The following is a 20,435-nucleotide window of genomic DNA, read 5'->3' as shown; positions in this document are numbered from 1 at the left end:
TTACCCTTTGTCGCGCAAGGGCAAATCCGTGTCGCCGATCTTCCCATTAACAGCCCCAAAGAAAAACCCCGGCAAGCCGGGGTTTTTCAGATGATGCGAATGAGCGGTCGGATATTTCCGCGGCCTCAAATGCCTATCGCGTCAGGCGCTTGTAGGACTGGCTGCCGGGGTTGAGGGCATCGGGGCCGAGACGACGGATCTTGTCCTCCTCGTAGTCCTCGAAGTTGCCTTCGAACCATTCGACATGGCCATCGCCTTCAAAGGCCAGGATATGCGTCGCCAGGCGGTCGAGGAACATGCGATCGTGGCTGATGATGATGGCGCAGCCGGCAAAGTTCTCGAGCGCGCTTTCAAGCGCACCCAGCGTTTCCGTGTCAAGGTCGTTGGTCGGTTCGTCGAGCAGCAGCACATTGCCGCCGGCCTTCAGCATCTTGGCAAGGTGAACGCGGTTGCGTTGGCCACCGGAGAGGTTGCCGACCTTCTGCTGCTGGTCGCCGCCCTTGAAATTGAAGGCGCCGCAATAGGCTCTGGAGTTCATGTCGAACTTGCCGAGCTTGATGACTTCGGCACCGCCGGAGATTTCCTCCCAGACGGTCTTGCTGCCGTCGAGCGCATCGCGGCTCTGGTCGACATAACCGAGGTGAACGGTGTCGCCGATGCGGATCGAACCGGCATCGGGCTTTTCCTGACCGGTGATCATCTTGAACAGCGTCGATTTGCCGGCGCCGTTCGGGCCGATGATGCCGACAATGCCACCCGGCGGCAGCTTGATCGACAGGTCGTTGATCAGCGTGCGGCCGTCAAAGCCCTTCGTGACGCCTTCCAGCTCGATGACCACGTTGCCGAGGCGTTCTGAAACCGGGATGATGATCTGCGCGTCGCCGGGCCGGATGTTTTCGGCCGCGTCGACCAGCTGCTCGTAGGCCTTGATACGCGCCTTGGACTTCGCCTGCCGCGCCTTCGGGCTGGACGCGATCCATTCCTGTTCGCGCGACAGCGCCTTCTGGCGGCCGGCTTCTTCGCGGCTTTCCTGCTTCATGCGCTTGGCCTTGGCCTGCAGGTAAGCGGAGTAATTGCCTTCGTAGGGAATGCCGCGGCCGCGGTCGAGCTCGAGAATCCAGCCGGTCACGTTGTCGAGGAAGTAGCGATCGTGGGTGATCATCATCACGGCGCCCGGATAGTCGCGCAGGTGCTTTTCCAGCCAGGCGATAGTCTCGGCGTCGAGATGGTTGGTCGGTTCGTCGAGCAAAAGCAGGTCCGGCTGCGACAGCAGCAGGCGGCAGAGCGCGATGCGGCGGCGTTCGCCTCCCGACAGCAGCGTGACGTCGGACTCCTTCGGCGGGCAGCGCAATGCCTCCATCGCCATCTCGACCTGCTGCTCCAGATCCCAGAGGTTCTGGCTGTCGATGATGTCCTGGAGCTTGGCGCCTTCATCCGCCGTCTCGTCGGAATAGTTCATCATCAGTTCGTTGTAGCGATCGATGATGGCGGTCTTGTCGGCGACGCCGACCATGACGTTCTCGAAGGCGTTCTTGGTCGGATCGAGGTGCGGTTCCTGCTCCAGGTAGCCGACGGTCGCGCCTTCGGCGAGCCAGGCTTCACCGGTATATTCCTTGTCCTGACCGGCGATGATGCGCAGCACGGTCGACTTACCGGCGCCGTTCGGGCCGAGGATACCGATCTTGGCGTCAGGATAGAAAGACAGGTTGACGTTTTCGAGGATTTTCTTGGCGCCGTAGGACTTGTTGAGCCCCGACATGTGATAGATGAACTGACGTGCCATTAAGCGTGCTCCGCATGGAAATTTGCCCGCTATGTAGGCGAATTCTGCCGCCGCGGCAATCACGGAAAGCCGCAGTTGAACAAGGGGACGCAAGGCCGCCGGAATCTTTCCGTCTTCCGGCCTTTCCCTATTGCAAGGCAGCGTCATCGATGCGGAAGAGCTGAAAGCCGGATTCGTGCGGCGGTTTCATGCGCACGAGGCCCGGCCAGTCCCTTCCCGCCGACAAGGCGGCGTAAAGCGGCGCGCGCTTCGGGTCGGCCTCCACTGGAGACCGGCACACCGCGACATAGTCGAAGGGTGCCAGCGCAGCCCGGCGGATGGCGGGATCGCTGGACAGAAATGCCTCGTACATGCGCTTCATGCCGGGCGACGCCCGATGGAACGGCAGCGCCGAGACCGAAAATCCATCCGGCGCGGTGAACAGGATCGACATGCCGACGCCGCTCGGCGCAGCGATCCGCCCCGGCGTGGCCGTAGCAAGTACGGAGAAATCCTGCCCTGTGCATTGATCGCTCGCCATGAAATCGACGGCATCGGCCTCTGGTTGGAAAGGCGGCACGAGAAAGAACAACCCGGCCAAAATCGTCCAGCAAAGGGCTATGGCCCCAATCATCGCGCGACGGCCGTAGTTCCGGTCGGTACTATCAGTCGCCCAGCCAACCAAAACCGGCAGGAAGAGCGGCACCAGCGTAATGGGAAAGCGGATATAGCGCGTTTGCACGACGGTCAGGGCGAGAGCGAGGACGGCCAGGCCATAGACAATCAGCCACGGCGCAAAGGCGGAACGGGCCTGCCGCACCGCCAGAGGCGCTACGGCCAGCAACACGGCCGCCAGTAAGGCAAACAGCACGATCAGGCTATATCTTTCACCTACATAGAAATACAGGATGCTGTGCTCCTGCCATATCCTGTCAAACCAGTAGGCCTGCGACAGCGGGTCGATCACGGTATAGGGGCCGGCAAGGCAGGCCGGGAAGTTGAAGCCGATGACCCCGGAGAGAGCGACCGCCGGCACGGCCAAGGCAGCGAGGCGCACGACGGCATTGCCGCGCACCATAAGAATGCACAGCCCGAGAATAGTGGAGAACCCGAGCATCAGAACAATATAGGGTGCAGAAAAGGCATCGCATTGCACCGAGAGGACGCCGGGAATGCCGAGAAACGCGACGGCACCGAATATCGTCGCGGCAAACATGCCGAGCGACGCCGCCCACAACACCTCGCGGGCACCGCGAACATCAAGGACAAAGGCACCGACAAGCGCAGCATAGGCAAAGGCAACAAACGGCAGGCCCTCGAGACCGACGATGAGAGACGCGGCACTTGCAAGGCCGATCAGCATTCCGCCCACCCGATCCCACCGGCAGACACCGAGAGCGATCGCAAGCAGCGCGAGGATCTGCACATTGTGGTGATCAATGCGCCCAGGTACGAATTCCAGAACCGCGATCGCCATGAACATGGTCATCAGGGCGAGCGCGATCATCCGCGTGCGCTGGGGCAGCGCTGTTGCACCAAACAACCGCGTCGCAAGCGACGTCACGAGCAGGCTGAAAATCGCCAGCATGACCAGCGGCCAGATCCAGAACGCCGCCTGCAGCGCCTGGCCCGCCGGCATTACAAGCGACAGCCCCTTGGCGATCGCGACATAGGGAAGATCGACGAGACGCGACCAGGGGGAAAGATAGGGTTCCGGCATCGCGATGAAAGGCAGCGTCGGATCGTACCAACTCCCTTTTTCCGACAGCAGGAACCGGATCTGCAATTCGCGAAGCCGGTCATCGACATCGACATTGAAGAGGCTGCCGTCCGCAAAATCCATGAGCACGATCAGAAGGCTGGTAGCAAAGACGACACCGAAGGATCGCATCGCGGAGGCGGCATCCAGCGTGCCGGCCCCAATTTCCGCTTCGGAAACACTCTCCGCCATCGCCTTGCCCCGCATCTCTTGCGATCCGGACGATAGGGTGGGTCCGCTTAAAATTGCGTTGCCAGCTCCGCGTCCTCCCGCCGTTGCCTGATGCAACGACGCCTTCGCAGAGACCCAGACCCGGGCAAGGCTAGCCGGCCTGCCCCATGCCCAGGTCCCCCTCGGTGCAGCGCGACTTCGTTGGCGATGAACCATCGATCAAGTTCTCAAGCTTACCCTCGCCCGCTGCAAGGCCGATCGTCAGGCCGACAATGAGGGTCTTGTCGCCAGCCTTGCGGCAGCTGAGCCGCACCCGTTCGCCGGCGCCTCGGCCAAAGGCCTGGTCGAAAGCGGCGCGGACGTCCGTAAGCGACAGGGTTCCGCCGGCCTTTTGCGTAAACAGCGCCCGCACCGGAGAGGCATTCAGTTGATCCATGAGGTCCAGCGAACGGCTGTAATACACCTCTGCCGAGGCGGCGACGCAGCTGCCGCTCCTCAGCCATTGCTGACGGTCGAGGCCAAGGCGTGCGGCAGGCATGGCCGCGAGCAGGCGCTCTTTGGTGCCTGACGCGAGCACGATCTCCGGCAGATCCGTCCATTTGCCCTTTCGCGCCTTTTGCTTGAGGTCGGCTTCGATACCGCAATAGCTCTTGCGCACCTGGAAGCGGCTGAGCAGCGAAAGCTGCCGGGCAGCCGGCGAGGTCGCCGAAAAATCCGCACAGCCGCGGCTCTTCGGTCGCGCCGCGCAATAGCCGGGCAGCCAACTGACGGCGAGGACTTCCCGTTGGCCGCCACCAGCGGGCGCAGACTGGGCGACGGCAAGGCCAACTCCTCCGACGAGGCAGGAGAGACACATGACGCAAAGGAACAAAACGGTGTTGAAAGTCAGTGCAGCATTCGTCTTCATGACCAGCCTCCGCACGAGAACAAAACAAGATCATATGCAACCAAAAATCAGGAAAATGCAACCAGGAATCTGAAAAATCGCGAAAAACGGGAGGCGCACAAAAAATACACGTCGCATCCCATTGTCTTTGCACGGCAAATCGCGTTGACCTTTTGGAAACGGGAGGAACAGCCGTGTTTTCAGAGGCCGAAACGCTCAAAAGCCCGAGCGGGGCGACGCTTGCGCTGCGACACGAAGCCGCCCGCGGCGAGGCACGCGGCATCCTCCTCATCAGCCATGGCCTTGCCGAGCACAGCGCACGGTACGCCCGTTTTGCCGCGCAAATGGCATCGCAAGGTTTTCACGTCTATGCGCATGACCATCGCGGCCATGGCTTCACCACAGCGCCGGATGCACCCCTCGGGCAGTTTGCCCCACGCGACGGCGTGAGCCGTGTCCTCGCCGACATGCGCACGGTGCGCGACCATGCGGTCAGCCGGCATTCGGGTCTGCCCGTCGTGCTCTTCGGCCATTCTATGGGCGGGTTGTTTGCCCTCGCCTTCGCCGAGGCCCATCCGAGCGCTATCGACGGGCTCGCCGTCTGGAACTCGAACCTGGAACCGGGACTGGCGGGACGCCTCGCGCAAACCGTGCTGGCGGCGGAGCGCATGCTGAAAGGCTCGGACGTTCCCAGCGGCGTGCTACCGCGCCTTACCTTCGATACCTGGGGCAAATCCATCACCGGGCGACGCACGACGTTCGATTGGCTGTCGCACGACCCCGCCGAAGTCGATGCCTATATTGCCGATCCGCTCTGCGGCTTCGACGTCAATGTCTCGATGTGGATCGATATCTTCGCCGTCACCTTCTACGATGCCTCCGCCGCCGGGCTCGCCCGTCTCCCCAAGCGACTGCCGATCCACCTCGTCGGCGGCGCCGAGGATCCCGCGACCGATCTCGGGCGCGCAACCCTGGCTTTTGCGGAGCGGCTGAAAAAATCGCGGCTTGAGGACGTAACCACGATCGTCTATCCCGGCATGCGCCACGAAACGCTGAACGAAAGCCCGGTGTTGCGCGACCCCGCCATCGAAGCCTTTGCCGGCTGGTGCCGGCGCGTCGCAGGCGAAAGACCCCGAACCCCGGAACACGCATGACCATGTCCGCCATCACGCCGCTGCGCCACGAGGTCAGTCTCGGGCTTTTCCTCATGGTGCTTTCGGTGCTGATCTCGCCGATCATCGACATTTTTGCCAAGCTCGCGGTCACCACGGTGCCCGCGACCGAAATCACCTTCGTGCGCCTGCTCTTCCAGATGACGGTGCTTGTACCGATCTGTCTGATGCGTGGCACGCTTTTCGACGTGACCTGGAAGAAGATGGGCCTGCACGCCACCCGCGGCCTGCTGATGGCCATCACCATGATCACCTTCGTGACGCCGCTCGCGGTAATGGAAGTGGCCGATGCCATCGCCATCTTCTTCGTCGAGCCGATCATCCTGACGATCCTCGGCTCGATCTTTTTGAAAGAAACCATCGGCTGGCGGCGCTATACGGCCTGCGGTGTCGGCTTCTTCGGCTCCTTGCTCGTCATCCAGCCAAGCCTGCAGGAAGTCGGCCTGATCGCACTGCTGCCGGTCGTTTCGGCCTTCTCGCTTGCGCTCTTCTTCATGCTGACGCGGCTCGTCGCGCAGAAGGAGGACCCCTGGTCGATGCAATTCTATGCGGGCCTGTGGGGTGGGCTGTTCTCGGGCGCGCTGCTCCTCGTCGGCAGCAGTGCCGGCATTTCTTTCCTGACCCCCGTCATGCCGGACATGACGAATATGCTCTACATTGCAGCTGCCGCCGTCGCCGCCACCATAGCCGGCGTGCTCGGCGTCTATGCCTATCGCGCAGCACCCGCCTCCACGCTGGCCCCGCTGCAATATCTTGAGATCGTTTCGGCCACCATTCTCGGCTGGTGGGTGTTCGGCCACCTGCCGGATGCAGTGAAGTGGCTTGGCATCGCGATCATCATCGCCTCCGGCCTCTACGTCATCTGGCGCGAGCGGCAGCTGAACAAGACAGCGACGACACCACCCGTCTCCATGCCGATCTGAAGAAAGCAGGCATCATGTCAGTCTCAGCCGTCATGATGTCCTTCTCCCCTCCCGCTATCGTGCCCGCCGGCTTTTTGTTATCCAGAGTGAAAATGGGCGAAAAGCCCGGCGGCGTGCCCGGCACCCGTCGAGGAGGGAGTGCACGATGGAGAAAACGAACCTGCCGCTTGCCGGTATCCGGGTCATCGAACTGGCGCGGGTTCTCGCCGGTCCCTGGGCCGGCCAGATGCTGGCCGATCTGGGCGCGGACGTCATCAAGATCGAAAACCCTGATGGCGGCGACGATACACGCGCCTGGGGGCCACCCTTCGTGATGGGCAAGGACGGTGCAAACCTGTCTGCCGCCTACTACCACTCCACCAACCGCGGCAAGCGCTCCATCGCCGTCGACCTCAAGACGGAGGAAGGCCGAGATACCGTCCACCGGCTGATTGCCACCGCCGATGTGGTCATCGAGAATTTCAAGGTCGGCGGCCTCGTGAAATACGGGCTCGACTACCAGAGCCTCGCCCAAAAGCACCCCAAACTCATCTATTGCTCGATCACCGGCTTCGGCCAGGACGGTCCCTACGCGGCCCGCGCCGGCTACGACTATATCGTGCAGGGCATGTCCGGCTTCATGTCCGTGACGGGCGCCCCGGACGGCGAGCCGATGAAGGCGGGTGTCGCCATCGCCGATATCTTTACCGGCATCTATGCCGTCACCGCCATTCAGGCTGCCCTCATCCATGTCATGAAGACCGGCGAAGGCCAGCATGTCGACATGGCGCTGCTCGATGTGCAGTCGGCCGTCATGGCGAACCAGAACATGAATTTTCTCGCCTCCGGCAAGGCGCCGAACCGGCTCGGCAACGCGCATCCGAACATCTCGCCCTACGAGGTCGTGCCGACATCCGACGGGCACATCATCCTTGCGGTCGGCAATGACGGACAGTTCCGCAAGCTCTGCGGCATCCTGAAGCTCGATGGTGTCGGCGAGGACGAGCGCTTCGCCACGAACCGCGCCCGTGTCGCCAACCGCGACGAGGTTCGCCGCCTGGTCACCGGTGCGACGGCCGGCATCACCAAGGCCGACCTGCTCGACGCCTGCGAGCGCGAGGGCGTGCCGGCCGGGCCGATCAATTCCATTGCCGAAACCTTCGACGACCCGCAGGTGAAGGCGCGCGGGCTTCGCGTCGACCTGCCGGATGCCGACGGCAACCTTATCCCGGGCGTGCGCACACCCATCGTGTTTTCCGGCACGCCGCTCGCCTACGACCGGCCGAGCCCGCGGCTTGGCGAGCATACCGATGCCGTTATGGCGGAACTCAGCATTCTCGAAGCAGGAAAGAACAGCGCATGAAGACCGGTGGCCAGTTGATCGTCGACGCCCTCGTAGCCAACGGCGTCAAGCGTGTTGCCTGCGTGCCGGGCGAAAGCTATCTCGCGGTGCTCGATGCGCTGCATGATACGGATGTCGACGTGCTCGTCTGCCGCCAGGAAGGCGGGGCGGCGATGATGGCGGATTGCTGGGGCCGGCTTACCGGCGAACCCGGCATCTGCATGGTCACGCGTGGCCCCGGTGCCACCAACGCATCAGCCGGCCTGCACATCGCGCGGCAGGATTCCATTCCGATGATCCTGTTCATCGGGCAGGTGCAGCGCGATGCGCGCGAGCGCGAGGCCTTCCAGGAGGTCGAATACCGCCGCGCCTTCACCGAGGTCGCCAAATGGGTGGCCGAGATCGACGATGCGCGCCGCATTCCGGAATTCATCACCCGCGCCTTCGCCGTCGCCACCTCCGGCCGGCCCGGCCCTGTCGTGCTGGCGCTGCCGGAAGACATGCTGACGGATACGGTCGAGACGGTCGCCGCGAAGGCCTACATGCCGGTCGAGGCCCATCCGGGCCGCAAGCAGATGGAAGAACTCGCAGGCCTGCTCGAAGCGGCCGAACGCCCCCTCGTCATCCTCGGCGGCACCCGCTGGTCGCAGACGAGCGTTGCGGCCTTCACGGCCTTTGCCGAACGCTGGTCGTTGCCGGTCGCCTGTTCGTTCCGCCGGCAGATGCTGTTCGATCACCAGCACCCCAACTACGCAGGCGATTCCGGCATCGGCATCAACCCGGCACTGGGCAAGGAAATCCGCGAGGCGGACCTCGTGGTCCTGCTCGGTGGTCGCTACTCCGAAATGCCGTCCTCGACCTACAGCCTGCTCAAGGTTCCCTACCCGCAGCAGAAGCTGGTGCATGTCTATCCCGATCCGTCGGAACTCGGCCGTGTCTACCGCCCGGATCTGGCGATCTGCGCCGCGCCGGACGATTTCGTCGCTGCACTGGAAACCCTGACGCCGAAGGCCGCACCACGCTGGGCCGCCCGCACCGCCGCCATGCATGACAGCTATCTCAAATGGTCGACCCCGCCGATGACTGGCCCCGGCGACGTGCAGATGGGGCCGATCATGGCCTGGCTGGAGGAAAACACAGCGGAGGACACGATCTTCACCAACGGCGCCGGCAACTATGCCACCTGGGTGCACCGTTTCCACCGCTTCCGCCGCTTCGCCACGCAGGCCGCCCCGACCTCCGGTTCGATGGGCTATGGCCTGCCTGCCGCGGTCGCCGCCAAGCAGCTTCACCCCGACCGCGAAGTCATCTGCTTTGCCGGTGACGGCTGCTTCATGATGCACGGGCAGGAATTCGCGACTGCCGTGCGCTACAAGCTTCCGATCATCACCGTCGTCGTCAACAACGGCATCTACGGCACGATCCGCATGCACCAGGAGCGGGACTATCCGGGCCGGGTCAGCGCCACGGACCTCACCAATCCGGACTTTGCAGCACTCGCCATCGCTTACGGCGGCCACGGCGAGACGGTGGAGAAGACGGAAGATTTCGCCGCCGCATTCCTGCGTGCCCGCGCCAGCGGCAAGCCGGCGATCATCGAGGTGAAACTCGATCCGGAAGCCATCACGCCGACGCGCACGCTTTCGGATATTCGCAGCGGAAAATAGCTTTGTGCGGGGGTGTGAATGCCCCTCATCCCGCTGCCGCGACCTTCTCCCCGCAAGCGGGGAGAAGGGAGATGAGGCACTGTCCCATTCTTTTTCGCAGGATGATATTTTCAGGAAACCGGTTCGGCACAATCCTTCGCCCCGCTTGCGGGGAGAAGGTGCCGGCAGGCGGATGAGGGGCTAATGCCCTCCGTCCCCTCAGCCGCGAAGACGCTGGCTCTGCTCGTAGGTCTTCGTCGAACGCATGCCGGAGCGACAATATCCGAGCATCGGGCGCGGCAAGTCGTCAAGCGCATCGACCATGCCGTTCACCGCTTCCACCGTGACACCCATCGGTCCAACGGGCACATGGGCCGTCTCGATGCCGAGTTCCTTGGCACGGGCGGCGATCGCTGCAAACTCCGGCTGGCCCGCTTCCTCGTGGTCCGGGCGGTGGCAGACGATGGATTTGAAGCCCATAGCCGCAACGGCGCCGAGATCCTCGACGGTGATCTGGCCGGAGACGGAATATTCGTCGTTGATCTCACGGATATCCATGGATGGGTCCTTTCCGAAATAGGGGCGCTCACCGTTTAAGCGCGCACTGCCAGAGCGTCAATCGTGCGAAATCTAGCGAACCTCGAAGGCAAGGCCGTAGCTGGCACTTTCTCCCGGGGTGAAATCCGGCGCGTCGCCGACCGCAATCAACTCGGCGCGCGGCGCAAAGCGGTGCGAGACTGGCTCGATACCCAGCACGGCCGAACCCGGCGACTGGTTTCGCCAGACTTGAAGATAGGGCAGGCTATCGGTGCGGAAGCGGATATGGACACTGCGCCCATCAAGTGCGGCGATCGGCCCGACAGTGATTTCCGCCCAGCCATGCTCCGCTGTCTCGGCCGCCGGTACGCAGAAAATCTGCGTAGCACCATCGCCGAACCGCCACCGCAGGCTACCGCCGGGCAGCATGGCCCCGGTCAGCCGGGTGTTTTCGTCGAAAAGGCCGGTGCCGAAATTGATATGGTACATGGCAAACCGCGGCCAGGGCGTATCGCCAACATTACTGATGACGTCGTCGAGGGTGATATGGCCGACGCGGCGGTCTGCACGCCAGCGACGGGCAAGCGCGGCGGACCCGCCCTGCGCCAGCGAAACGGCGACGCGCGCCTCGCAGATCACCTCGCCCTCGTCCTCCTCGATCAGGATGTCCTGCGCAGGGCTCGACGACAGCGAGCCATGCAGCGGGTAACGCCGCCCGTCGGAAGCCCCCTCGATCGGCACCGGATGGCGGATGTGATCCGGCCCGCAGGTGAACAGGAAACCCGGCAGCGCCTTGTCGATGCGCGGATCGCCATCCGTGGGAACGGCGGAGCCCGGCGAAAGATCGACGCCATGGAAGACCGCACTACCTACATCGAGCACCGATTGCGGCGTCAGGTCGAGGCGAAACGATTGTTCGGGCGTGTCGGCGGTCAAGGCGAAGGGCATCCGCGGCTCCGGTGGAAAGCGATGAAAGGAACCCATGCTAGTGGCAAGGCGTTCGCAAGACCATGGGGTGCAGCATCTCGGTCCCGATCTTTCCACGGAACCATCGCGGCCGATCACAAGTTTTTGCAGTATGTGTTGACGTAACGTTCACCATCGATTCAGTTTTTCCATATTAAGGTCCGAATTGAAGTGTTCCGTCCGCACGATACGTGCAAGCTGGCAGGTCAAGAGCCGTGAATTCTATTATTAAAACAAGCATTTCGCTCCTCGCAGCGGCATCCATCCTGGGAATCGCCGTCACGCCTGCCGTTGCCCAGCAGCGCTATTCCTCACCCGACACGGTGCTGATCACGCCGAATGGCGATATTCTGGACTACGTTCCCGACGACCGCATGCGTGTGATGCGCGACAATCGCGGCCGCACGGTCTATGTCGACGACTGGGGCAATGTGGTTGCGACCGTCATGCCCGCCGACCGCTATTTCGCCCGCGGTGGCGACGACTATCGCCCGCGCCGGGACCGTTACCGCGAGGTGCGCGGCTATCCGGAAACCAGCCCGGACTATTTCCCGCCAGCGCCAGAATCCGACTATGGCGATGAGCTGACGACCAGTTCCGTGCCGGAAATGCGCGAGGCCCTGCCGGGCGATATCGAGCGCCAGACGCTGCCGGATGCCGATTTCGGCGGTTCGCAGCCTCTGCCGGATTTCAACGGAAACGACGACAACGCCGCGCTCCCCGAAAACGGCGTCGATCCCAACGCCGAATTCGTACCCGGCCCGAAATTCGTGCCGGCAACGGCGCTCGGCAAGCTGTCTTCCGCGGAGATTACAGCGCTTCAGGTCTTTCTCGACCGCGAAGGCTATTCGCCGGGCGTGATCGACGGCAAGAAGGGTTCCAACGTCACCAAGGCGATCGAGGCCTGGCAGAACGGCACCGGCGAAACGCTCGACCCAAACAACGCCGATGACATCCTGGAGCGCCTGCGCCTCTCCGGCGGCATGGCCTTCACCACCTACGAGATCACCGCTGTCGACGCGGCCGGCCCCTACGTCGCCTCCATTCCGAACGATTATGCGGAGAAGGCGGCGCTGCCGCACCTCTCCTACACCTCGACGATCGAGATGCTGGCCGAAAAGTTCCACATGGACGAGGCCTATCTGAAGGATATCAACCCGGGTGTCGACTTCACGATCCCGGGCACGATCATCAAGGTCGTCGATACGGGTGAAAAGAAGACGGGCAAGGTGGCAAAGATCCTCGCCGACAAGGGCCGCAAGCAGGTGCTCGCCTATGACGAGAACGGCACGCTGATTGCCGCCTACCCGGCCAGCATCGGCTCCGCCGACACGCCATCGCCATCGGGTCTGGTGACCGTCGAGCGTATCGCGCTCAATCCCGGCTACACCTACAACCCGAAGATCAACTTCCAGCAGGGCGCCAACAACAAGGTGCTGACCCTGCAGCCCGGCCCGAACGGCCCGGTCGGCACCGTCTGGATCGCGCTTTCCAAGCCGACCTACGGCATCCACGGCACGCCGGAACCGTCGAAGATCGGCAAGACCCAGAGCCATGGCTGTATCCGCCTGACCAACTGGGATGCGACCGAGCTCGCCAAGATGACGAGCGCCGGCGTGACGGTCGAGTTCGTCGACTGACGAACATCGAAGACAAACAAGCAAAGCCGGTCTTTCAGGGCCGGCTTTTTGTTTTCCGGTGGAAAATCCGGTTCCGCCATGATGCGAACCGGAAAACGCCTGTTTTTGCGGCGAAGCAGCCGAGCGGTCGCCCAACGCGGCGACCATCTCGCTTCCAACCGTCAATCCGGTATCCCATGCTGCAAAAATTCCGCACCACCCTCCTTTGCCTCACCCTTGCCGGAGCGATGCCGCAGGCCGCCTCCGCCGCCGATCTCATGACCTTCTGGGATACACCGCAAAGGGGCGGCAACAGCTTCAATGCCGCCGAGCCGGACAAGGCCTATTTCGAGGCGCTCGCCGCAACCGGCGCGACCTGGGTCCGCCTCACCTTCAGCAAATGGAAAGGCGAAGGCCGGGACTTCCTGCTGGGTGATGCCGACCATTACAAGGGATTGCCGCCGAAGGACCTCGCCAAGCTGCGGAACGCGCTCGATGCGGCGCACGCCGCCGGGCTCAAGGTCGTGATAACGCCGCTCAGCCTGCCGGGCGCGCGCTGGAAACAGCAGAACGGCGAAAAGTTCGACGATCGGCTCTGGTCGGATCCAGCCTTTGCCGATCAGGCCGTGAAATTCTGGAGCGATCTCGCCACTGCGCTGAAGGACCACCCAGCCGTCGCTGGCTACAATCTCATTAACGAGCCGGCACCGGAAAAGACCACAGGGCTTGCCGAAAACGGCGCGATGGCCGACATCCGGGCCTGGCAGGAAAAGCATGCCGGCGGCACGCGCGACCTGCCAAAACTCTACACGCGCATCATCGAGGCGATCCGCGTCGCCGATCCGGTGACGCCGGTGATGGTGGATAGCGGTTACTACGCCAATCCGCGCGCACTCGCCGCCTGGCCGAAGCGGCTCGCTGATGACAAGGTGCTCTATGCCTTCCACATGTACGAGCCCTATGACGCGACGAGCGCGCCGAACATGAAGCGCGAGACGCCGCTTCGGTATCCCGGCGTGCAAACGGACTATGCAGGAAGCACGATGACGTGGGATCGCAAGGCTGTTGCGGACCACATCAACACGGCCTTCGATTGGGCGAAGACGCAAGGCCTGCCGCCGACCCGCGTGGTCGCCGCCGAGTTCGGCTGCATGCGGCTGTGGGCCGATTGCGGCACCTATCTCACTGATGTCATGGATGCTGTCGAGGCAAAGCGCGGCCACTGGGCCTTCTACTCCTTCCGCGAGGACGAGTGGGAAGGCATGGACTACGAGCTACCGGAAAAGGTGAAACCGGGGCAGTTCTACTGGCTCTCGGGACAAGGTAAGGCTGGAGACCTGCCCCGCGATGGCAATCTCATGGAGATCCTGAAGGCGAAAATGCAGAAGTGAGAAAAGGCCGGGCAACGCAAACGTCGCCCGGCCTGCTTTTTTTCAATCCGTCAAAACGCTCAGGCAGCGCGGCGATAGCCTGAACCGTGTGCCGGCTGCGCGGTACCGCCGGTGCGGAACGCGCTGAGCTGGGCGGCAATGGAGGCGGCCTCCTGCGTCAGCGCCTGGCTCGCGGCATTGGCCTGTTCGACCATCGCCGCATTCTGCTGGGTGATCTGGTCCATGGCGTTGACCGCCTGGTTGACCGCCTGAAGACCCGTTGCCTGCTCCGCGGTGCTGGAGCGGATGGTGTTGAAGACAGCGCTCACATCCACGACCTGAGACACGATCTGGCGCAGCGACTGCGCGACCTCGTTGACCGAGCGCACACCGTCCTCGACCTGACCATGCGACTTGGCGATCAGGTCCTGGATGTCCTTGGCGGCATCGGCACAGCGCTGGGCGAGTGCGCGCACCTCCGACGCCACGACCGCGAAGCCACGTCCCGCCTCGCCTGCCCGTGCCGCCTCGATGCCGGCATTGAGCGCCAGAAGATTTGTCTGGAAGGCAATCTCGTCGATCACCTCTACGATGTTGGCGATCGCCGACGACGAGGCCTGGATCTCGCCCATGGCGACAATTGCGTGTTCCACGACTTCGCCGCCGCGCTGCGCATTGTCGCGCGCCGCCATGACGAGCGCATTCGCCTCGTTGGCGCTCTGCGCCGTCTGGCGCACTGTAGTGGTCACCTCTTCGACGGCGGCCGCGGTTTCCTCGAGATTGGCCGCCTGCCGCTCCGTGCGCTTGGCGAGATCGTCAGAGGCCGCCGCAATCTCCTGGGCACTCAGATGGATGGAGCCCGCCCCCACACCGATGCTGCCGATGGCCTGCGAGAGCGTGGAAATGGCATGATTGAAATCTTCGCGCAGCGTCTCATAGGCTTCCGGCAGCGGCCCGGTGATGCGCGCGGTGAGGTCGCCATCCGAAATCCGCTTCAGCGCCGCACCGAAACTGTCGCCGACGATCTTGCGCTCCTCGGCAACGACCTGCGCCTGCACTGCCTGCTGCTTGGTGACGTCGGATGTGTCCATATAGACGGAGATGGAGAGGTCCATGTCGAGGAACATGGCCTTGAGCAGGCTGGAAAATTTCGCCGCAAACTCCTCCGGCGTGATTTCCTGGCGGCTGAAAAACCCCTGTTTCGGCCAAAGTGATTTCACCGCTTCCGCCAGAAGATGCTCGACGATCAGCGCGTAGCCGCCGATATACCAGCGCGGCTCCAGGCCGATGCGCGCATGCACATGGCCGATCGTCTGAACCTTCGCGGCATAGTCATGCGTGAAATCGCCGGCAGCGATGTTTGCCCAGTGACCGAGCTGCGCAGTCTTTGCGCGATTGATGTGCGCATCACTGGAGAAGAGGTGGTTGACCTCCGGGCTCTTGCGCACGACGGCATAGAACTTGTCGAGCGCCGGACCGAGCTCCTTCTCGATGAAGGGCTTCAGGCTGCGCAACCGCTTCAGCGCCGGCTCGTCGAGGCCGAGATAATCCAGACGGCGCGCGATATCGTGGTTCTGGCTGGCAGTCTGCGGGGCTGACTTCATTCTGATTGGGTATCCTGGCAACACGAGAAACTGGGGAAAGCGACAACGCTCTATCGGGACGGCAATGCCAAATGGCACGCTCGCGCCCGCGACCCCTCATGGATCACGCCGAAGACACAGAGCCTTCAAGAATAGCTTTCAGACGCAATATCACTAGGTTAGGCATGGTAAATTGTTCATTACCAAGCCATGCGCCTATTGGGGACAACGGCTGCGCATTTGGTCGCAGCCGTTTTTGCCGTTCGTCAAATCTGTTCGCTCAGGCCGCGCGCGGGATCGTGCGGAAGAAGCCGCGTGCCGGGGAAACCCGCTTGCGCGTCGGCATGAGGCGCATCACTTCCTCGGCAAAAAGCCGCGCGTTTTCGCGGGCCTTGTCGAGGTTGCTCACCCTAGCCGGGTCCATCGAATACAACGTGCCGCCGCAGTCGAAAATATCACGGAAGGCGGTGCGCTCGCCGATCGGTGTGTCCAGCACGGCAACGTCGCGCGATGCGAGCAAGACCTTGATGGCCGTCATGGCACGCGTCGTCACCATCGAATTCATGCGGGTGAGCACGACCGAGTGGTTGATGCGGATGCCCGCCTTCTCGTCGAGCTGCTTCAGCAGTTCAAGGATCTGTGCGGCACCGCGTGCGTCCATCGCACAGCCCTGCACGGGAATCATCACATGGTCCGAAAGGCCGATGGCGGTGGCGACCAGTGCATCGCGGGCACCGGCCAGATCGATGATGAAATAGTCGGTCGTGTCGCGGTTCTCGCGGATATGGCACTGGATGGAGGCCATCGAGACTTCCGAGATGACGGCAATATTGTGCTGGCGGCCGGAAATCTCGTGCCAATGGCTAATCCAGCGCTGCGGGTCCGCGTCGAGAATGGTGACGCGGTGACCCTGGCTTGCAAGCTCGGTGGCTAGGATGAGGGCCGCGGTGGTCTTGCCCGCGCCGCCCTTGGCATTGGCAAATGTGATGACTGGCATGTCTTTCCCCGTGAATTCTACGAGCTTGCTCATCGCTCTCGTCAGGCGACCCTGTGCAAATGGCGCCCGCTTACTCAAACCTTTCAAAACATGGTTAACGAAATGGAAATTTCCGTATCGCGAAGATTAATGAGACGACGAACAGCGTTTGCCAGCTGCAGGAAAAAAGCCCGGGAAACCAGCATTCTCCGGGCGCGTGTCAATTGTTAACGGTAAGAATTCAGGGGCCGGCCGGCACGCTCACCGGCGGTGAAGAAGACAGGCCAGTGCGCGCAGGAGCGGCAACGGCGGTCTTCGCCCACGTCTTGCCGCCCTCCCCGACGCCGACAAGCCGCAGCACGTCATCGGCAAGGACCTGCATATTGAGGATCGCCTTGTCGAGATTGCTCACCCGGCCACCGTTCATCGAGTAGAGCGTGCCGCCCGTCTCGAACATGTCGCGAAAGGCGCTGCGCTCGATGACAGGCGTACCGACGACAGGAATCCGTGCCGCATCGAGCACGGTCTTCACATTGCGCAAGGCATGGGTGGTAACGAGCGGATTGACACGGGAGAGCACGACCGCCCGCTTGATCGGCAGATGCGCATTGGCGCTGACGAGATCGACCAGTTCCAGCACATGCGCCGCACCACGACTATCCATCGCGCAACCCTGGACGGGTACCAGCACGAGATCGGAAAGCCCGGCGGCAAACGCGACCAAGGCATCGCGGGCGCCCGACAGGTCGATGATGACGTGGTCGTGGCTGCCGCGCAGGGCCTTGAGATTGCCGGCGAAATTGGAGACCGCAATATTGTCCAGTAGCGTCAGCCCCTCGCCGAGCCTTGCGGCGCGCACCCAGCTTGCCGCCAGTTTCAGCTCGTCGCAATCGAGAAGAGCGGTGCGCGCACCACGCTGCACGAGTTCGGTGGCAAGTAAAACCGCCGCCGTCGTCTTGCCCGAACCGCCCTTGGCGTTCGCTACCGATATGACTGCCATAACGCTAACACCGCACCACACCGCCAGGCTGCACCAGGGAGCGGCGCAAATCATGACAGTTGCATGACATTCTGATGACAAACATCATGCGGCGCAATTCGTAATAATTGTAATAAAAAAATCGGGGTGGCGATCGCCTGACCGCCACCCCAATCGTCAAAGCGAAACTCAGATGCACTCGACGAAGAGACGCTTGGCCGCGTCGAGCGTCAATTCCACCGGATTGCCGCCGGCCGTTGGGTCGACGATCGCCATTTCGGACATTTCGTCGATCCGGTCGGTGCCGACGCCCAGCGCCGACAGTTTGTCCGGCACGCCGAGCTCTTCGCGCAGGCGAAGTACGTAGTCGAAGAAGCCGTCAAAGCCGCCGGCAATGCCGAGATAGGCCGCAGCGCTGACGATCTTCGCCTCGATGGCCGGGCGGTTGAAGGTCAGCACCGGCGGCATCACGACGGCATTCGTCATGCCGTGGTGCGTGTTGTAGATCGCGCCAACCGGGTGCGACAGCGAATGGATGGCACCAAGCCCCTTCTGGAAGGCGACGGCGCCCATGGCGGCGGCCGACATCATATGGGCGCGGGCTTCGATATCGGTCCCGTCCTTGTAAGCGCGCGGCAAAAATTCCTTGACGAGGCGCATGCCTTCGAGCGCGATGCCTTGGCTCATCGGGTGGTAGAACGGTGAGCAATAGGCTTCGAGGCAATGGGCAAACGCGTCCATGCCGGTGCCAGCCGTGATGACCTTCGGCATGCCGACCGTCAGTTCCGGGTCGCATATCGTCACCGAAGGCAGGAACTTCGGATGGAAGATCACCTTCTTGGTGTGCGTCTCGGAATTGGTGATGACCGAGGCGCGGCCGACTTCCGAACCAGTGCCGGCCGTGGTCGGCACGGCGATGATCGGCGCGATGCCATCGGAATTGGCGCGCGTCCACCAGTCACCGACATCCTCGAAATCCCAGACCGGGCGGGTCTGGCCGGCCATGAAGGCAATCGCCTTGCCGAGATCAAGGCCGGAGCCACCCCCGAAGGCGACGACGCCGTCATGGCCACCATCCTTGTAGGCCTTGACGCCGGCTTCAAGGTTCTTGTCGTTCGGGTTCGGATCGACCTCGGCGAACATCGCGCGGCCAAGACCGGCGGCAGCGAGGATATCGAGCGCGCCCTGCGTGATCGGCATCGTCGAAAGGCCGCGGTCGGTGACGAGCAGCGGCTTCTTCATGCCGACCGCCTTGCAATGGTCAGCGAGTTCCTTGATGCGGCCCGCCCCGAACTTGATCGCGGTCGGGTAGCTCCAGTTGGCGGTGATGGTCATGCTCTTCAAGCTTTCCTGAAATGGTAGGATTTCGGTCGGGTAAGGTTGTGGAAGCCGATGACGGAGAGCGAGCCGCCACGGCCCGTTTCCTTCACGCCGGTCCAGCAAAGCGCCGGGTCGAGGTAATCAGCACGGTTCTGGAACACCGTACCGGTCTCCAGATCGCGGGCGATCGTCGCGGCGCGGTCGCTGTCCTTCGTCCAGAGCGAAACGGTGAGGCCGTATTTGCAGTCGTTCATCAGCGCGAGCGCTTCCGCGTCGTTCTTCACCTTCATGATGCCGACGGCCGGGCCGAAGGTCTCTTCCGTCATGAACTCCATCGAATGATCGACATCGACGAGAACCTGCGGGGCGACATAAGCGCCGCCGTCATCGGCCGGAAACAGTTTCGGGTCGACGAGCGCCTTGGCGCCCTTCGAGACGGCATCGGCGATCTGCGACCGCACGGTCGCGGCAAAGCGCTTGTGCGCCATCGGACCGAGGGTGGTGTCCGGATCGAGCGGATTGCCGAGCTTGTAGTTCGATACCCAGGCGACGGACTTTTCGACGAAGGCGTCATAGAGCTTCTCGTTGACGTAGACGCGCTCGATGCCGCAGCAGCACTGGCCGGAATTGTAGGTGGCGCCGTCCATCAGCGTGTCGACGGCGGCGTCGAGGTCGGCATCTTCCATGACGTAACCCGGATCCTTGCCGCCGAGTTCGAGGCCAACCGGCGTGAAGGTGCCGGCGGCGGCGCGTTCGATCGACCGACCGCCTTCGACGGAGCCGGTAAAGTTGACGAAGTCGAAGCTGTTGCCGGCGATCAGCGCGGAGGTCGTGTCATGGTCGAGGAAGACGTTCTGGAAGACGTCTTCCGGCACGCCGGCTTCGGCAAAGGCGCGCACGAGGCGTTCGCCGACGAGCAGCGTTTGGGCGGCATGCTTGATGATGACGACATTGCCGGCCATCAGCGCGGGAGCGATCGTGTTGATCGCCGTCATGTAGGGATAGTTCCACGGCGCGATGACGAAAACGACGCCATGCGGCTCGCGCTCGATGCGGCGCTCGAAGCGCGCGCTGTTTTCGATGACAATCGGCGCCAGCGAGGAGCCGGCAATCTCCGCGACATAGTTGGAGCGCTCGTTGAAACCCTTGAACTCGCCGCCGTAGCGGACCGGACGGCCCATCTGCCAGGCGATTTCCGGCACGATCTCGTCGGCCATCTCGTTGACGCGGGCGACACTCTTCAGCACCAGTTGGATACGGTCTTCAAGCGGGCGCTTCGCCCAGCTTTTCTGTGCCTTCTTGGCGCGGGCAACGACCGCTTGCGCGGCCGCCAGCGGCATCGCCTCGCGCTCGGCATAAACCGAGCCATCCACGGGGGATATGCATTTGATCACAGTCATGATCGACTTCCTGTTTCAGATTATGAACTTTAGCGCCGGACAATA

General features: G+C 62.8%; 16 protein-coding genes. 6 read left to right on the top strand and 10 right to left on the bottom strand.

Translation table 11 applies throughout. The features are described 5' to 3' along the window. Positions 1-133: 133 nt before the first annotated feature. From ettA to BSY16_RS02940, 3 genes are all read right to left on the bottom strand, one after another. Positions 134-1,783 carry an energy-dependent translational throttle protein EttA gene (gene ettA / locus BSY16_RS02950; protein ID WP_069058290.1) on the bottom strand — a complete coding sequence of 550 codons (1,650 nt, stop codon included), beginning with the start codon at positions 1,781-1,783 and terminating at the stop codon, positions 134-136. A 127-nt stretch (positions 1,784-1,910) separates the two neighbouring features. Further along, positions 1,911-3,728, bottom strand: coding sequence for a hypothetical protein (locus BSY16_RS02945; protein WP_286157174.1), 1,818 nt, complete (start codon positions 3,726-3,728; stop codon positions 1,911-1,913). A 115-nt stretch (positions 3,729-3,843) separates the two neighbouring features. Continuing rightward, entirely contained in the window at positions 3,844-4,599 is a 756-nt protein-coding gene (locus BSY16_RS02940) for a ribonuclease T2 family protein (RefSeq protein WP_069058289.1), read from the bottom strand. Between the two features lie 173 nt (positions 4,600-4,772). Between BSY16_RS02940 and BSY16_RS02935 the strand changes: the two genes are divergently transcribed. The 4 genes from BSY16_RS02935 (at position 4,773) to BSY16_RS02920 (ending at position 9,661) form a co-directional block, all read left to right on the top strand. Further along, positions 4,773-5,732, top strand: coding sequence for an alpha/beta hydrolase (locus tag BSY16_RS02935; RefSeq protein WP_069058288.1), 960 nt, complete (start codon positions 4,773-4,775; stop codon positions 5,730-5,732). Continuing rightward, a complete protein-coding gene (locus BSY16_RS02930; protein WP_069058287.1) occupies positions 5,729-6,673 on the top strand; it encodes a DMT family transporter in 945 nt (314 codons plus the stop codon). The genes BSY16_RS02935 and BSY16_RS02930 overlap by 4 nt, the downstream gene beginning before the upstream one ends. 145 nt (positions 6,674-6,818) lie before the next feature. Continuing rightward, positions 6,819-8,015 carry a succinate--glutarate CoA-transferase gene (gene caiB / locus BSY16_RS02925; RefSeq protein ID WP_069058286.1) on the top strand — a complete coding sequence of 399 codons (1,197 nt, stop codon included), beginning with the start codon at positions 6,819-6,821 and terminating at the stop codon, positions 8,013-8,015. Further along, complete coding sequence (locus BSY16_RS02920; RefSeq protein WP_069058285.1) at positions 8,012-9,661, top strand: thiamine pyrophosphate-binding protein; 1,650 nt, start codon at positions 8,012-8,014, stop codon at positions 9,659-9,661. Before caiB ends, BSY16_RS02920 begins: the two co-directional genes overlap by 4 nt. A 198-nt stretch (positions 9,662-9,859) precedes the next feature. Here BSY16_RS02920 and BSY16_RS02915 read toward each other — a convergent pair whose 3' ends face one another. Next, positions 9,860-10,198: a protein tyrosine phosphatase family protein gene (locus tag BSY16_RS02915; protein WP_069058284.1), complete on the bottom strand. Its 339-nt coding sequence runs from the start codon at positions 10,196-10,198 to the stop codon at positions 9,860-9,862. 72 nt (positions 10,199-10,270) lie between these two features. Then, entirely contained in the window at positions 10,271-11,125 is an 855-nt protein-coding gene (locus tag BSY16_RS02910) for a DUF4432 family protein (RefSeq protein WP_069058283.1), read from the bottom strand. 281 nt (positions 11,126-11,406) lie between these two features. Between BSY16_RS02910 and BSY16_RS02905 the strand changes: the two genes are divergently transcribed. Together BSY16_RS02905 and BSY16_RS02900 are read left to right on the top strand one after the other, a co-directional pair. Then, a complete protein-coding gene (locus BSY16_RS02905) occupies positions 11,407-12,783 on the top strand; it encodes a L,D-transpeptidase family protein (RefSeq protein WP_444797440.1) in 1,377 nt (458 codons plus the stop codon). Between the two features lie 176 nt (positions 12,784-12,959). After that, positions 12,960-14,153 (top strand): glycoside hydrolase family 5 protein, encoded by a 1,194-nt coding sequence (locus BSY16_RS02900; RefSeq protein WP_069058281.1) that lies wholly within the window; start codon positions 12,960-12,962, stop codon positions 14,151-14,153. Between the two features lie 59 nt (positions 14,154-14,212). Here BSY16_RS02900 and BSY16_RS02895 read toward each other — a convergent pair whose 3' ends face one another. The 5 genes from BSY16_RS02895 to BSY16_RS02875 form a co-directional block, all read right to left on the bottom strand. After that, entirely contained in the window at positions 14,213-15,736 is a 1,524-nt protein-coding gene (locus BSY16_RS02895; protein ID WP_069058280.1) for a globin-coupled sensor protein, read from the bottom strand. Between the two features lie 259 nt (positions 15,737-15,995). Beyond that, a complete protein-coding gene (locus tag BSY16_RS02890; RefSeq protein WP_069061333.1) occupies positions 15,996-16,712 on the bottom strand; it encodes an AAA family ATPase in 717 nt (238 codons plus the stop codon). Positions 16,713-16,932: 220 nt separating this feature from the next. Next, positions 16,933-17,691: an AAA family ATPase gene (locus BSY16_RS02885; RefSeq protein ID WP_069058279.1), complete on the bottom strand. Its 759-nt coding sequence runs from the start codon at positions 17,689-17,691 to the stop codon at positions 16,933-16,935. A gap of 168 nt (positions 17,692-17,859) precedes the next feature. Further along, positions 17,860-19,005, bottom strand: coding sequence for an iron-containing alcohol dehydrogenase (locus BSY16_RS02880; protein ID WP_069058278.1), 1,146 nt, complete (start codon positions 19,003-19,005; stop codon positions 17,860-17,862). Positions 19,006-19,010: 5 nt separating this feature from the next. Continuing rightward, positions 19,011-20,390 carry an aldehyde dehydrogenase family protein gene (locus BSY16_RS02875; protein ID WP_069058277.1) on the bottom strand — a complete coding sequence of 460 codons (1,380 nt, stop codon included), beginning with the start codon at positions 20,388-20,390 and terminating at the stop codon, positions 19,011-19,013. Between the last annotated feature and the right edge of the window lie 45 nt (positions 20,391-20,435).

It is taken from the genome of Sinorhizobium sp. RAC02, from assembly GCF_001713395.1.
Taxonomy (GTDB): Bacteria; Pseudomonadota; Alphaproteobacteria; order Rhizobiales; family Rhizobiaceae; genus Shinella.
The sequence above is the reverse complement of the archived record's forward strand: the minus strand, read 5'-3'. Positions and strand labels throughout refer to the sequence as shown.